The 14,975-nt window shown below is 45.9% G+C and carries 9 protein-coding genes; 5 read left to right on the forward strand and 4 right to left on the reverse strand.

The genetic code is table 11. The features are described from left to right. The first annotated feature begins 191 nt into the window (after positions 1-191). Positions 192-1,664, forward strand: a complete 1,473-nt coding sequence (locus C1S73_RS07285; RefSeq protein ID WP_038865444.1) for an aminoacyl-histidine dipeptidase — start codon at positions 192-194, stop codon at positions 1,662-1,664. Between the two features lie 85 nt (positions 1,665-1,749). Here C1S73_RS07285 and C1S73_RS07290 read toward each other — a convergent pair whose 3' ends face one another. Further along, positions 1,750-2,289, reverse strand: a complete 540-nt coding sequence (locus C1S73_RS07290; protein ID WP_038865446.1) for a DUF3332 domain-containing protein — start codon at positions 2,287-2,289, stop codon at positions 1,750-1,752. Between the two features lie 330 nt (positions 2,290-2,619). On the opposite strand from C1S73_RS07290, the gene C1S73_RS07295 reads away from it, so the two are divergent. From C1S73_RS07295 to C1S73_RS07305, 3 genes are all read left to right on the forward strand, one after another. Next, positions 2,620-3,690 (forward strand): succinylglutamate desuccinylase/aspartoacylase family protein, encoded by a 1,071-nt coding sequence (locus C1S73_RS07295; protein WP_038865448.1) that lies wholly within the window; start codon positions 2,620-2,622, stop codon positions 3,688-3,690. Between the two features lie 252 nt (positions 3,691-3,942). Next, positions 3,943-6,129, forward strand: a complete 2,187-nt coding sequence (locus tag C1S73_RS07300; RefSeq protein WP_038865450.1) for a TonB-dependent receptor domain-containing protein — start codon at positions 3,943-3,945, stop codon at positions 6,127-6,129. A 98-nt stretch (positions 6,130-6,227) separates the two neighbouring features. Further along, positions 6,228-6,650, forward strand: a complete 423-nt coding sequence (locus C1S73_RS07305; RefSeq protein ID WP_050566673.1) for a hypothetical protein — start codon at positions 6,228-6,230, stop codon at positions 6,648-6,650. An 88-nt stretch (positions 6,651-6,738) separates the two neighbouring features. Here the strand turns inward: C1S73_RS07305 and C1S73_RS07310 are convergent, their stop codons facing one another. Further along, entirely contained in the window at positions 6,739-7,047 is a 309-nt protein-coding gene (locus tag C1S73_RS07310; protein WP_038865460.1) for a DUF3622 domain-containing protein, read from the reverse strand. Positions 7,048-7,427: 380 nt separating this feature from the next. Beyond that, entirely contained in the window at positions 7,428-11,339 is a 3,912-nt protein-coding gene (gene purL, locus C1S73_RS07315) for a phosphoribosylformylglycinamidine synthase (RefSeq protein WP_038865452.1), read from the reverse strand. 585 nt (positions 11,340-11,924) lie between these two features. Here purL and mltF point away from each other — a divergent pair. Then, positions 11,925-13,526 (forward strand): membrane-bound lytic murein transglycosylase MltF, encoded by a 1,602-nt coding sequence (gene mltF, locus C1S73_RS07320; RefSeq protein WP_038865454.1) that lies wholly within the window; start codon positions 11,925-11,927, stop codon positions 13,524-13,526. A gap of 483 nt (positions 13,527-14,009) precedes the next feature. Here mltF and tadA read toward each other — a convergent pair whose 3' ends face one another. Next, the gene (gene tadA, locus C1S73_RS07330) at positions 14,010-14,543 is read right to left on the reverse strand and encodes a tRNA adenosine(34) deaminase TadA (protein ID WP_038865456.1); all 534 of its coding nucleotides are present in this window, start codon (positions 14,541-14,543) and stop codon (positions 14,010-14,012) included. Positions 14,544-14,975 lie beyond the last annotated feature (432 nt).

The raw sequence follows: 14,975 nt of genomic DNA on the forward strand, positions 1-14,975 counted from the left end.
ATTCGTGTATTTCTGTGTGTCCATAAACTGTGACAGTTCAAGGGCAAATCCTTTTATCCACATCTACTAGTAGCGCCCTTCTGGTGGTATGCTGAAAACAATTCAAAGCCAAAACCGGATTAGCATTTACTGCTAAACACTTATTAAATTTACGGTTTATATTTGGCAAAGCACATCAAAAGGAGTCCTCCGTGTCTGAATTCCATTCTGAAATCAGTACCTTATCACCTGCTCCACTTTGGCAGTTTTTCGATAAGATTTGTTCAATCCCTCACCCTTCTAAACATGAAGAGGCACTAGCTCAGTACATTGTGACTTGGGCAACAGAGCAGGGATTTGACGTACGCCGCGATCCAACTGGCAACGTATTTATCAAAAAGCCAGCAACACCGGGTATGGAAAACAAGAAAGGCGTGGTTCTTCAAGCGCACATCGACATGGTGCCGCAAAAGAACGAAGATACTGATCACGACTTCACTAAAGATCCTATCCAACCATACATCGATGGTGAGTGGGTAACAGCGAAAGGAACAACACTAGGTGCTGACAACGGCATTGGTATGGCTTCTTGTCTTGCAGTTCTCGCTTCTACTGAAATCAAACACGGCCCAATTGAAGTTCTGCTAACGATTGATGAAGAAGCTGGCATGACTGGCGCATTCGGTCTTGAAGAAGGTTGGTTAGAAGGCGACATCCTTCTAAACACGGATTCAGAGCAAGAAGGCGAAGTCTACATGGGCTGTGCTGGCGGTATCGACGGCGCAATGACATTCGACATCACTCGCGATGCCATTCCAGCAGGCTTTGTTACTCGTCAGCTAACGCTAAAAGGCCTTAAAGGTGGTCACTCTGGCTGTGATATCCACACAGGTCGTGGCAACGCAAACAAACTGATTGGTCGTTTCCTAGCGGGTCACGCACAAGAGTTGGATCTTCGTCTTGTTGAGTTCCGTGGTGGCAGCCTACGTAACGCTATCCCTCGTGAAGCATTCGTTACGGTTGCTCTACCGGCAGAAAACCAAGATAAGTTAGCGGAATTGTTCAACTACTACACCGAGCTACTAAAAACTGAGCTTGGTAAAGTTGAGACTGACATTGTGACTTTCAACGAAGAGTTCGCGACTGATGCACAAGTGTTTGCCGTTGCAGACCAACAACGTTTCATCGCTGCATTGAATGCTTGTCCAAACGGCGTAATGCGCATGAGTGATGAAGTTGAAGGCGTGGTTGAAACGTCTCTTAACGTTGGCGTTATCACAACAGAAGAGAATAAAGTCACCGTACTTTGTCTAATTCGTTCGCTGATCGATTCAGGTCGTAGCCAAGTTGAAGGCATGCTTCAATCAGTAGCAGAGCTAGCTGGCGCGCAAATCGCGTTCTCTGGCGCTTACCCAGGTTGGAAACCAGATGCAGACTCAGAAATCATGGCAATTTTCCGTGATATGTACGAAGGCATCTACGGTCACAAACCGAACATTATGGTTATCCACGCAGGTCTTGAGTGTGGTCTATTTAAAGAACCTTACCCGACTATGGACATGGTTTCTTTCGGCCCAACCATCAAATTCCCTCACTCTCCAGATGAGAAAGTGAAGATTGATACCGTTCAATTGTTCTGGGATCAAATGGTTGCACTTCTAGAAGCTATTCCAGAAAAAGCGTAATCTTAACCAGATACGACAAATACGAAAAAGGGTGCCTAGGCACCCTTTTCTATTGCGAGTTTGCTATTTAAAAGCACTTCGCAAATTATGCACGAGTTTGCGCGTATGCCGCTAGCTCATCCATAGAAGTCTTAGCAACCACTTCACCATCGATGTAGTAAGTCACAAAGTCACCTTCACGAACACCCATTAGCGTCGCTTTCTCACCGTTGTTGTAAGTGATATCCATTTGAACTGTGTTCTCGTCAAGCTGTTGCATTTGACCTTGTTCGATAACACGGTTGTTCGTTAGAGGACCAACAGGTGCAGTGGTTAGAGATTTATCTAACTGGTGGTTTACGTCGATGTAAGTATCCATCTTCTTGTCAAAGATGTGTGGCTTACCGTTTAGCGGGTTTTTACCAGTCCAAAACTCTAGTGAGTTGAACACGATGTAGTCAGCCGCAATAGCAACACCGTAAACTGGCGCCATTAGCATGTTTAGACCACCACGAGCGTAACGGTTATCAACAGCTTTCAAGTTGAAGCCCATAACGTAACCCGTTACAGCGTTGCTGCCTACACAGCCAGAAAGAGAAACTGCTACAGCAGTTAGTGCGCCAATTTTAGCGATCGCCTTTTTCATCAAAACCTCTAGTTAGATAGTATTAGGTCAAAAATTCGGCGGGGATAGTAGCGGATAAAAACCTTAGGTAAAAGACAGTTTTTCTCGAAAAAAATATTAGTATTAAATTTAACACAGTCTTATTTTTGTGATGAATATAACAATTTAAAACACAGCGTACAGCTACTCAATTAACACAAGAATTTCCCAAATGTACTTACACAAGCCATACACTTGGTGAATTTTTAATCTTTTCAATAAAAATTATTGTTCGTGACATTAAGAAGAATGATTAGTGTGATTTTGAACCAGTTGTTACATTGTTGCTAACGTATTCGATAGAGATGGTTTATGGCCAGAAGTAAAAAAAGCAAGGTGTTTGAGCTACTAGGACACCAAGTTCAACCAGGACAACGATTAGAAACCGAATTTGAAGCGGCGCAGCTTTACACACACTCTCCTCTTTCTATCCCTGTGGAAATTATCCACGGTAAACAAGAAGGTCCGGTGTTAATGGTAAACGCAGCAATCCATGGTGACGAGCTGAATGGCGTAGAAATCGTTCGTCAGATGATCAACCAACTGGACCCTGCAAAACTAAAAGGTACTGTGATTGCCGTGCCTATCGTTAACGTGTTTGGCTTCATCCATAAATCTCGCTACCTGCCAGACCGTCGCGATCTAAACCGTTGCTTCCCAGGCAGTGAAAAAGGCGCGTTGGCTTCTCGTATGGCACATGGGTTCTTCAACAACATTGCTAAGCGTTGTGACTATATTCTGGATCTTCACACGGGTGCGATTCACCGAACGAACCTACCTCAGATCCGCGCTAACTTGAGCAACCCAGAAACACTGCGCATCGCAAAAGCATTTGCAACCCCAGTGATCGTAGACTCTGCTCTACGTGATGGCTCTCTACGTAGTGAAGCAGAGAAGTGCGACATTCCTGTACTGACTTATGAAGCAGGTGAAGCGCTACGCTTTGATCCATTGTCGATCAGTGCTGGTGTACTAGGTGTGCAACGTGTGATGCAGGCTATCGGCATGCTACGTGCGAGCCGCAAAAAGCTACCAGAGCCAATCATTGCCAAATCCACCAGCTGGGTTCGCGCATCGGGCAACGGTATCCTACGTACGGTTGTGAACTTAGGTGATAAAGTAGAAGAAGGCGAGACTCTCGCTTACATCAGCTCGCCTTTAGGTCATGACGAGCTAGAGCTGTTAGCACCAAAAGGCGGTATCGTAATTGGCCAGCAAACACTGCCACTGGTTAATGAAGGTGATGCTATTTTCCATATTGCCTACTTTAAGCAAGACGATGATGTGGTTGAGCAAACAGTAGAAAGCTACATTGAAGAGCTGACTGAGTTTGATGTCGACCAAGTAACAACGGGGCAAATCCCGCTAGAAACGCAACAATAATTGCGAACTAGTATAGAAAGCTAACTTCCAAGCCCAGACTCCTTGTCTGGGCTTTATTTTGTCGTTCAAATAGACACACTTACTAACTAACAGACCAAAAACCAAACAATAATCCAATTTACCGTCTAATCGTGGGTATAAAAGTTTACAGGAAAACCAAAAACCATTATTGATAACTAATCTCATTATCATTTATTAATCTTTTCAGCATTCATATAATCCCCGCCTCTCAAATTACGATAACAAATGAATATGAAACGATTATCGACCCATCGCTTAAAAGTAAGCCTTGTCTCGCTCGCAATGCTCAACTCAATTTCTCTCCATGCAACAGAAAGCGTCGACGAAGAACTCGAAGTCATTGGTGTCCGCTATACCAAACCGATTACCGTCGCAGAACCCGCTGAAACCATCATTGATTGGACCCAAATCGAAGAACAACAATACTCTAACTTCGCTGAAATGATTGATGCTGTGCCGGGGGCAACGCTCGACGGCGGAGCGCGTTCTGGTGGGGAACGCATTAATATTCGCGGTTTCGATAACCCTAGCGACATCGCCGTGTTTGTTGATGGAGCTCCAATTGGTTTCCAGCAATACCGCTACGGCACCTTCTTCTTTGACCCATTCTTAATTGGTGAAGCGGAGATCATCAAAGGCGCACATGACTACCGCGCTCTAAACGGTAAGTTTGGTGGGTCTATCCGAATCAAAACCAAAAGCGTTGACGACCTGCTTGGAGGGGATCGCAACTTCGGCGTTCGTGCGTCAACGGGTTATAACAACAATGGCGAAGAGAACTCATACACCCTCTCCCTTTATGGCAAAAATGACGCTGGCTTTTACTTCCTCGCAAATGGTTCAGTAAAAGACTCCGACGACATTAAAGTGGGTGGCGGTAAAACACTAGATTACTCAGGTTACGAACAAGAAAACATGCTCGTCAAAGTTGGGTACGAAAATGATGACCATGAATTTGAAATCAGTCACACACGATACAAAGATGAAGGCCGTAAACCATGGGCTAACCGTCGTGGTCAAATGCCAACCATTTCGGATTACAACATCAAAAAATATGGCTCGTTAGAAAAAGCACAATACGCTTACACGGTCTACAACGAATACAAAGACAATACGACGACAATCTCCTACCATTACATGCCGACTAGCCCGTACATTGATTTCAACATAAAAATGGCGCGTTCTGAAAACGACCGTCATTGGGTTCGTCCAGATATTGCCTTTGAAAAAATGTTCGTTTCCGTTGGCAGTTATGGTCATGAATCTTGGCTAAGCTACGAACGTGATTACATTGATGTATTCAACCAAGCGCAAATTGGTGACCATGCACTGGTTACGGGTCTTCAGTATCAAAAAACGGATCGTGATTCGTTAGTTTTCAATGCTTCTTACGATAATAAAGAGTCGAAAAACTACGGTTGGTATACCCCGTACTATGAACCATCGGGCACTCAGTCTATTTACGCGGCCTACATTGCTGACCACTATCAGGCAACCGACCGCCTGACGATTACTCCTTCTCTGCGTTATGAGTACATCACCAGCGAAGGAAAAGGTAATGCGGCGCCAGATTACAATGACCCAGCAGCCGGCCATGACTACAGTGAAACAAGCCACAAAGGCTTTAGTCCACGTTTGGATATCGATTTTGACGCGACCAACAATACTCGTTTGAACTTCTCTTATGCCTACGCCTTAAAAGCTCCAACCGTCGATAACATTTACTCTGTGCAATATGCTCGAGCAACAGCCACAGCTACGGCACGCGATCTCGATGTTTCTCGTATTCATGCTTATCAAGCCAGTGTGATTAATTTGGCCAAAGGATTGGTTAGCGAGCGCGACAACCTCGCAACAGAACTGACATTGTTCTATAACGATGTGAGTGACACTGTTGATATCCGAACCGGTGAAAACTTAGATAAAGACAGCGGTGATATTCAAAGTTGGAGCACAAACCTAGATGGCTTCAAGAACTATGGCTTCGAGTTGATTTCACAATACCGTATTAACGATTTCTATAGTGATTTCTCAGCGAGTTACATTCGCGGGAAAAATAAAGGTAGCTTATCGGATTCAACCGGCTCGGATGATGACTACCCGGGCGTCCCGCCCTTGAATATTAATCTCGGTTTGGGCTACGAATGGCTTCCGGGGCTGCGCTCTGGTTGGGAAGTTCGTTGGTACGATGCTCAAACCAAAACAGACGCGGCTGGTGATAACTTAAAAGTGAAATCACCAAGTGAGCAATACACGTTGCAAAATGCTTATGTCACTTGGGAAGTTCAGCAGGTGAAAGGGTTAAGTGTTGGAGCGGTCGTGAATAACTTAACAGACCGTTATTACGAAGCTTACCTATCTAATGGCGTGCCTTCTCCCGGCCGAGAAGTGAAGGTCCAACTAACTTATCAATACTAATCAGGCTTTGTCTGATTACGAACCGAACCAAATTCGGAGCATACGTACTTGCTCCGAATTTTTCTTTTTATTCACCGCCACTTTTCACAGTATATCTAATGACGAAGATTCAAATTACTTTTTTACTAACAAGAACGTTAATCACAATTGGCCTCGCCTTCCTCATTGCTCCAAGCTACTCACAAGAGAATATCTCTCAGTATTTAATGGTTCAGAGTAAGACACTACCAGTAGAGGATCATTACGCTGCCAACATTTCAGATAACTTAAATCTAGATGCTCAGCCTGAAGCTTTGACTTGGGGAGAAAATGGGAAGTCAGGTCACTGTAACTACGCAAAAGGTGAGATTACCGAGGCAAGAGACTATGACTACGGTGAAGCTACCGATTTGTCAGATGGATTACGCCACATTGATTTGCAGCCAGTTCACACACCTAAAAAACTGCGCAAAGACCATACGTACAATACCCCTTCATCAGGAAGTTCAATGACATTCTCAGTTTCCTCTGACTGCTTATAACGACACAAATAAAAATGCCCCGAGATTAACTCGGGGCATTTTCAAATTCATTGTCGATGGTAGTCAATCACCATCAAACACACTGCGATTACTCTTCGTCAGTGTCTACGTCTGCTTCACGAGCTTGACGAGCTTCTTCTTTGCGAACTTTTGCCGCTAGTTGCTCTGCTTCACGCTCTTGACGTTGTACTGCTTTGCGCTCGTTACGAACTACTTGGTTTTGTACAAAACCTGCAAGTTCCTGCTCAGCCCAAGCTTGTGCTTTCTCTTCGCTGTCAAAACCAGTTTCACGTTTTGATACCACTACTTTACGAGAAGTCACCTGACGAGTGATCTCTGCGCTCCAACCGTTACGTTTTTCAGTTACGCGGATAGCAAATTTTGGATTTTTAGCCATTTCTTTCATTTCCTAAGGGATTAATCAGGGATTCGGTCAACTTGATAACTCCATCTAAGCTGAGCTGTTTAACACCATCCCTTGGTAAGCGCGGTATTAGAGCATAAAAGTTACCGAAACGCTGCAAGTTTTTTAAGGGAGACGGGAGACGATTTCATTTGGAATACTTAGGAACAAATACTGTCAACACCTATTGAGTCCATGCATTGACCTCTAGTATTCCAGTACACACATCTCAATTCCTACAGCGAAGCCTTCCCGACTCTCGAAGCGCAGCGTCCTGTAGGACGAAGTCTGTTCTCGATTCTTAAATAAAGAAAGCGCCGGTCTCTCAACCAGCGCTTATCGATTTTCGTTAACGTTGACGAACGACGTCGTGATTAACCGATGTTCTTGCGTGCGTTTTGGAACATACGCATCCAAGCACCGTTCTCACCCCAACCTTCTGGAGACCATGAGTTCGCAACTGTACGGAATACACGCTCTGGGTGCGGCATCATGATAGTTACGCGGCCATCTTGAGTCGTTAGACCCGTGATTGCATTTGGCGAACCATTCGGGTTGTTCGGGTATTGCTGAGTCGCATTACCGTGGTTATCCACGTAACGAACTGCAACCGTGCCTGACGCTTCAATCGCGGCTAGGTGGTCAGCATCACGAACTTCTACGCGGCCTTCACCATGAGAAACTGCGATTGGCATGCGAGAGCCTGCCATGCCATCGAAGAATACAGAATCAGATTTCTGTACTTCCACTAGGCTAAAGCGAGCCTCAAAACGCTCAGATTCGTTACGAACGAAGCGTGGCCATAGGTCTGCACCTGGGATTAGCTCTTTCAGGTTCGATAGCATCTGACAGCCGTTACATACACCTAGAGAGAAGGTATCTTCACGCTGGAAGAAGCCTTCAAACTGGTTGCGAGCTTGCTCGTTGAACAGGATAGACTTAGCCCAACCTTCACCCGCACCAAGTACGTCACCGTAAGAGAAGCCACCACAAGCGACTAGACCCTGGTACTCTTCTAGAACCGCTTGACCGGTTAGGATGTCGCTCATGTGAATATCGGTTGCTTCAAAGCCTGCACGGTCAAAGGCTGCTGCCATCTCAACGTGAGAGTTAACGCCCTGCTCACGTAGGATTGCCATCTTAGGCTTAGCGCCCTTATTTATCATAGAACCGGCAATGTAAGGTGCTGCAATGTCTTCATTTACATCGAAGCTTAGCTTAACGTTTAGGCCAGGATCTGAGTTGTCTTTCTTCGCTTCATGCTCTTGGTCAGCACATGCTGGGTTATCACGTAGACCTTGCATCTTATGCGTAGTCTCCGCCCAGATAGTACGTAGTTCAGTACGATTACGCTCTAGAACTACCGTGTCACCAGAAGTAATCACTAGCTCATCAGATGCTTCTACTGAGCCGATTACATGAGAACATGCCTCAAGACCGTTTGCTGATAGCGTTGAAAGTACCGCGTCTAAATCTTCGTTCTTAACCTGAAGTACTGCACCTAGCTCTTCGTTAAATAGTGCTGCTAGTACGTCTTCACCTAGGTCAGCAATATCTGCTTTCACACCACAGTGACCTGCGAATGCCATTTCAGCAAGAGTCACGAATAGACCGCCATCACCTTTATCGTGGTAAGCCACTACTTGGTCATTCGCGACTAGGGCTTGAACGCCTTCGTAGAAGCCTTTCAGTTGTACTGCGTTGTCTACGTCTGCTGGCTTATCACCAAGCTGCTTATAAACCTGTGCAAGCGCTGTTGCGCCTAGACGGTTTTGACCATTACCTAGGTCGATAAGTACAAGGCTAGAGACACCTTTGTCAGTACGAAGCTGAGGAGTAATCGTCTTACGAACATCTTCAACACGTGCAAACGCAGTAATAACAAGAGATAACGGAGACGTTACTTCTTTCTGCTCGCCGTTCTCTTCCCACTTGGTCTTCATCGACATTGAGTCTTTACCAACTGGGATAGTTAGACCAAGCGCTGGACATAGCTCTTCACCCACGGCTTTCACTGCTTCGTAAAGACCTGCGTCTTCACCCGGGTGACCTGCTGGAGACATCCAGTTTGCAGACAGTTTAATGTGTTTGATATCACCGATGTTTGTCGCTGCGATGTTTGTGATTGCTTCACCAACCGCTAGACGAGCCGACGCACCAAAGTCTAGTAGAGCAACTGGTGTACGCTCACCCATCGACATCGCTTCACCGTGGTAAGTGTCGTAACTTGCTGCAGTTACTGCGCAGTTAGCAACAGGAACCTGCCACGGGCCAACCATTTGGTCACGCGCTACAAGACCAGTCACCGTGCGATCACCGATCGTGATTAGGAATGTTTTTTCTGCAACCGTAGGTAGACGTAGAACGCGATCCACGGCTTCATTTAGCTCGATACCGTCACGGTTAACCGCTGGGTTATTCGCTTTAAGCGTTTTCGCATCACGGTGCATCTTAGGCGTCTTACCAAGAAGTACATCCATTGGCATGTCGATTGGCGTGTTGTCGAAATGCGAATCTTCAAGTTTCAGTTCACGCTCTTCAGTTGCTACACCTACTACGGCGTATGGTGCGCGCTCACGCTTACAGATTGCGTCGAATACTTCCATATTCTCTGGCGCAACTGCCATTACGTAACGCTCTTGAGATTCGTTACACCAGATCTCAAGTGGGCTCATGCCCGGCTCGTCGTTTGGTACGTCACGCAGTTGGAATATACCACCGCGTTCGCCATCGTCTACAAGCTCTGGAAGTGCGTTAGAGATACCGCCCGCGCCCACATCGTGGATAAATGCGATTGGGTTAGCATCACCAAGCTGCCAACAACGGTCGATCACTTCCTGACAGCGACGCTCCATTTCTGGGTTTTCACGCTGTACCGATGCAAAATCTAGGTCTTCTGCTGATTGACCAGATGCCATAGAAGAAGCAGCTCCACCGCCAAGACCGATGTTCATTGCTGGACCACCAAGTACAATTAGGCTTGCACCAACAGGGATCTCTTTCTTCTGAACGTGCTCGTCACGGATGTTACCCATACCACCAGCAATCATGATTGGCTTGTGGTAACCACGAACCTCTTCACCTGCGTGCGAGTTCACTTTTTCTTCGTAAGTACGGAAGTAACCAAGTAGGTTTGGACGACCAAATTCGTTGTTAAACGCCGCGCCACCCAATGGACCTTCTAGCATGATGTCTAGAGCGTTAACGATACGACCTGGTTTACCGAAATCTGTTTCCCATGGCTGTTCAAAACCAGGAATACGTAGGTTAGATGTTGTGAAACCAACTAGACCTGCTTTTGGCTTACCACCGATACCAGTCGCGCCTTCATCACGGATTTCACCACCAGAACCAGTAGAAGCACCCGGCCAAGGAGAGATAGCAGTTGGGTGGTTGTGCGTTTCCACCTTCATTAGGATGTGCGCTTTCTCTTGGCTGTAACCGTACTGGCGAGTTTCCGGGTTCGGGAAGAAGCGACCTACATCTGAACCCACCATAACTGCTGCGTTATCTTTGTATGCAGACAGAACGTTTTCTGGTGTGGTTTCAAACGTGTTTTTGATCATCTTGAACAGAGACTTCTCTTGCTTAACGCCATCGATAGTCCAGTCTGCGTTGAAGATCTTGTGGCGACAGTGCTCTGAGTTCGCTTGTGCAAACATCATTAGCTCAATGTCAGTCGGGTTGCGTTCTAGCTTATTTACGAACGCATCGTAAAGGTATTCGATTTCATCATCTGCAAGTGCAAGACCTAGGGTAACGTTTGCGTTTTCAAGCGCAGCACGACCGCCTTTTAATAGGTCAACGTCTGCTACAGGAGCAGGTTCTGCCGCTTGGAATAACGCATTTACTGCATCGAAATCAGTAAATGTCACTTCCATCATGCGATCATGGATGAGTGCTTTTACATCAGCAATTTGAGCATCGTTAAGAGGAGTCGATGTCTCTACGTAGTATGCAGTGCCGCGCTCAAGACGTTTTACTTTGTCTAGACCACAGTTGATAGCGATATCAGTAGATTTAGAAGACCAAGGCGAAATAGTGCCCGGACGAGGCGTAACAAGAAGTAGAAGACCTTCTGGCTCATGCTCTTCGATCGTAGGACCGTAAGTCAGCAATTTTTCCAGTTTTTCCAACTCTTGAGCATCAAGGTCAGACTTTAGATCCGCAAAGTGCATGAACTCTGCGTAAATGCCAGTGACAGGCAGATCTTGTTCACGACAAAGTTCCAGTAGTTTATTAACACGAAACTCAGAAAGAGCTGGGGAGCCACGCAAAATTCTCATGTGCTTAGGTCTCTTATTGCAAGTGATTAAGGTGATATTGGAATAAATTCAGTGGGTTATACTGTTTTCTTCGAAGCTATTCCCGAAGGTTTTTCAAACCTATGCCGATGCCACCTCTTCGTTGCGAGCGCATTATATAGCAATTGTTTTTGTGATGTAACACCAAAAGCAACCGTTTGCGTCATTTTTTTCGTCAAATTTGATTTATACCCAAGTGACTTCAAGATTCAGGGGTCAGAGCAGTGTCACTGATTCAAGTTCAAGGAAAGCAACACCGTGTAATAGCAAGCTCTTTCCAAGTTGTTTGACGATGAAATTGTTTCAGTGACACGCTCCCAAAGGGCGAGTTGCCTTGGCTCGAATCCATCGTTACCAATTATCAATTTAGAATCACTAGATTTTCAAATTGTTGCCTCGCTTTCAAACCAAGTCATTCTCGCTGAACCAAGTATCTCGAGGTTACTTGGGTATCCTTAAATGTCGATAAATCACACAATGTCGCACTCTATCTGCCTGATTCACTTTGCCCAACCAGCTCGCTTTGATATAAAGGCAACTAGAAATTTATCGAGACGTACCGAATTAATGCAAATAAGTCAGTTCAACCGACTCAAGCGCAGCGCCCTACTTTTCGCGTCTGTGCTTTTACTTTCTGCTTGCCAGATTGAATCGGAGCCAAAAAGTGAATTCGAGCAAATCCAAGAGCGTGGTGTCCTACGTGTTGGCACGCTAAACAACCAACTCTCCTACTACATCGGACCTGATGGCCCGGCAGGTTTGGATTACGAACTGGCACGAAAATTTGCTGAGCAATTAGGTGTGAAGCTGGAGATTCGACCGGCGTTTCGCCAAGCAGATCTCTTCCCTGCATTAAAGAAAGGCGACATCGATATTATTGCGACAGGTTTAAACCAAACTTCTGAAGCTGTACAACGTTTTCGTCCTGGACCCGCTTACTATTACGTCAGCCAACAAGTGGTTTATAAAAAAGGTCAGCTTCGTCCTCGCGACATTAATCAGCTGATCAATTATCAAGCTAAAAAAGACAGTAATGCGGAAGAAGGTTCAAATGCTGGGGCAGAAACTCTTCAGATAGTTGAACAATCTCAGTTTGTTCCAACCTTAACGGCGCTACAGAAACAATACCCAGACTTCCAATTTGAGATTGTTGGTGATGCGGATACGCGAGATCTACTCAAGCATGTCTCTACAGGTGAGTTACGTTTTACGGTAACCGATTCAGTAGAACTGTCTTTGGCACAGCGCCTGTACCCGGATCTTGCTTTAGCCTTTGAATTGACAGAAGACCAACCCGTCTCTTGGTTTACTCGTCGCTCTGAAGATGAAAGCTTCTACGCAATGTTGATCGAGTTCTTCGGCAACATTAAACAATCTGGCGAACTGGCGACTTTAGAAGAGAAGTACATTGGACATATCGAAGCCTTCGATTATGTCGATACTCGTGCTTTTATACGCGCACTGGACAATACCTTGCCTAAATGGGCACCGCTGTTCCAAAAATACAGTGAAGAGTTTGATTGGCGCTTGATTGCTGCATTGGCTTATCAAGAGTCTCATTGGAAACCAAAAGCGAAGTCGCCGACTGGCGTTCGTGGCATGATGATGCTCACGCTCCCTACCGCAAAAAGTGTTGGTGTAACAGATCGTCTTGATCCGGAACAATCCGTACGCGGTGGTGTGGAATACCTACGTCGTATAGTCGCACGTGTTCCAGATTCAATTAATGAACATGAAAAGATTTGGTTTGCCTTAGCATCATACAACGTGGGTTATGGTCATATGATGGACGCACGACGCCTGACTAAAGCACAAGGCGGCGATCCAAACGCGTGGGCAGATGTTAAAGAACGTCTACCCTTGCTGCGCCAGAAGCGCTTCTACAGCCAAACACGTTATGGTTATGCTCGTGGTGATGAAGCACGCAACTATGTTGAGAACATTCGTCGCTACTATCAATCCATCATTGGGCATGTCAGCCAAAAGCCTGCGATTGACGAAGACACAGAAGATCTGCAAGTCATTCCACCACTATCCCCAGATCTGTTAACGTCTGGAGCGGTGGAAACCTTAGCTGAGCAAGTTTCGGGAGCGGTCGAGACAACACCAAGTACAGAGGCCAGCCCAAATCAAAATGCAGAGCAAACGCCGAATCCAAAAGAAGAATAAACCTTTCGAAAATAGCGAGCTAACAGCTCGCTATTTTTTTATTGAGTCGACAACAGAAACTCACTAGAATCCCGTCTTTCGAGCTCATTTATCTAGCCAGTTTTTTCGTGAAATACCGAGTAACGGAAGAGAAACAGTGAGCTCAATTGGTCACCCTCTCCTTGATATGATGTCACCATCATCCATGAGTATGCATCATAAGAATGACATCTATTGATCATGAATCGGATACTTTGCTATGCGAGTGTCGGAGAGTGTGTTCGTTGTCTGCAAGAGGTTCTGATAATGAGAAAACGCAGAGTGCAGTCAAAACGTTTGAATAAAACAGTGGCTGCTAACCGCCGTAAGCGCACGCTTACAACCATGAAAAGAAAAGTCAGTGCACGTAATCGTGTTTTCGTTCACTTAGTGAATCACTGAAAACTTGAAGCAAACATCTACTGCACGGTAGGTGTTTGCTAAAAACAACCATCAAACTCCCTGTTATTCGTCTTTTGTTCCCTGTTCATTGTCCAACGCTTTTTGCGCCTGCTTCTTCGCTTTAATTTCTTTACGACGACGTTTAAAGAACGCCTGTAACTGACCTCTGCATTCCTCTTCCAGCAAACCGCTTTCTACTGTCGCATAATGATACGCGGCTTGGCTCTCAAACAAATTCAGAACGGTCCCTGCAGCGCCAGCTTTAAGATCTGGAGCTCCATATACCACGCGCTTTACTCGACTGTGTAGTAACGCACCTGCGCACATAGGACACGGTTCTAAGGTCACATAGAGCGTAGTATCAAGTAAACGGTAGTTCTCGAACACCTCACCCGCTTTACGCAAGGTTTGGATCTCAGCATGAGCGGTCGCATCGTGCGAACAAATAGAGCGGTTCCAACCTTCAGCAACCACTTCACCATCTTTCACAAGCACAGCCCCAACAGGCACTTCCCCTTCCGCTTCAGCTTGCTCTGCAAGCTCTATCGCACGGCGCATAAATAGTTCGTCTTGAGGGGAGAATTGTGAGTCTGACAAAAGAGGCTCCAGTTTTGGGATCGGTCATTATGGAAAGTGGATTTTAACCTTCAAAGAGAGGAAGTGGAAGCGGGATGCGGGATGCGGGATGCGGGATGCGGGATGCGGGATGCGGGATGCGGGATGCGGGATGCGGGATGCGGGATGCGGGATGCGGGATGCGGGATGCGGGATGCGGGATGCGGCTTATTTTGTTTTTCTAGGAGCAAATTTTGTCAACGCTGTTTAAACTGAGTCTCTCTCATCAACCTTCCAGTACACCTCTTGATTTAAAAAGCGAAGCTTTCTATAGGACAAAGTCCGTTCTTCGATTCCCGAAAACCAAAAAGCGCCAGTCTCTCGACCAGCGCTTTCGAATTACCAATACCTAAATAGTTGGTGTTGTAGCTAGGCAACAAGCAAGTTCAGCCCTATGAGCATAGAGGCTCTATG

This window comes from Vibrio jasicida 090810c (genome assembly GCF_002887615.1).
Classification (GTDB): Bacteria; Pseudomonadota; Gammaproteobacteria; order Enterobacterales; family Vibrionaceae; genus Vibrio; species Vibrio jasicida.

What these genes read in the sequence shown, in the direction of transcription:
- C1S73_RS07290 (WP_038865446.1), bottom strand. Translation starts at nt 2,289, where the DNA reads ATGAAAAAGGCGATCGCTAAAATTGGCGCACTAACTGCTGTAGCAGTT.
- C1S73_RS07295 (WP_038865448.1), top strand. Translation starts at nt 2,620, where the DNA reads ATGGCCAGAAGTAAAAAAAGCAAGGTGTTTGAGCTACTAGGACACCAA.
- C1S73_RS07300 (WP_038865450.1), top strand. Translation starts at nt 3,943, where the DNA reads ATGAAACGATTATCGACCCATCGCTTAAAAGTAAGCCTTGTCTCGCTC.
- C1S73_RS07305 (WP_050566673.1), top strand. Translation starts at nt 6,228, where the DNA reads ATGACGAAGATTCAAATTACTTTTTTACTAACAAGAACGTTAATCACA.
- C1S73_RS07310 (WP_038865460.1), bottom strand. Translation starts at nt 7,047, where the DNA reads ATGGCTAAAAATCCAAAATTTGCTATCCGCGTAACTGAAAAACGTAAC.
- purL (WP_038865452.1), bottom strand. Translation starts at nt 11,339, where the DNA reads ATGAGAATTTTGCGTGGCTCCCCAGCTCTTTCTGAGTTTCGTGTTAAT.
- mltF (WP_038865454.1), top strand. Translation starts at nt 11,925, where the DNA reads ATGCAAATAAGTCAGTTCAACCGACTCAAGCGCAGCGCCCTACTTTTC.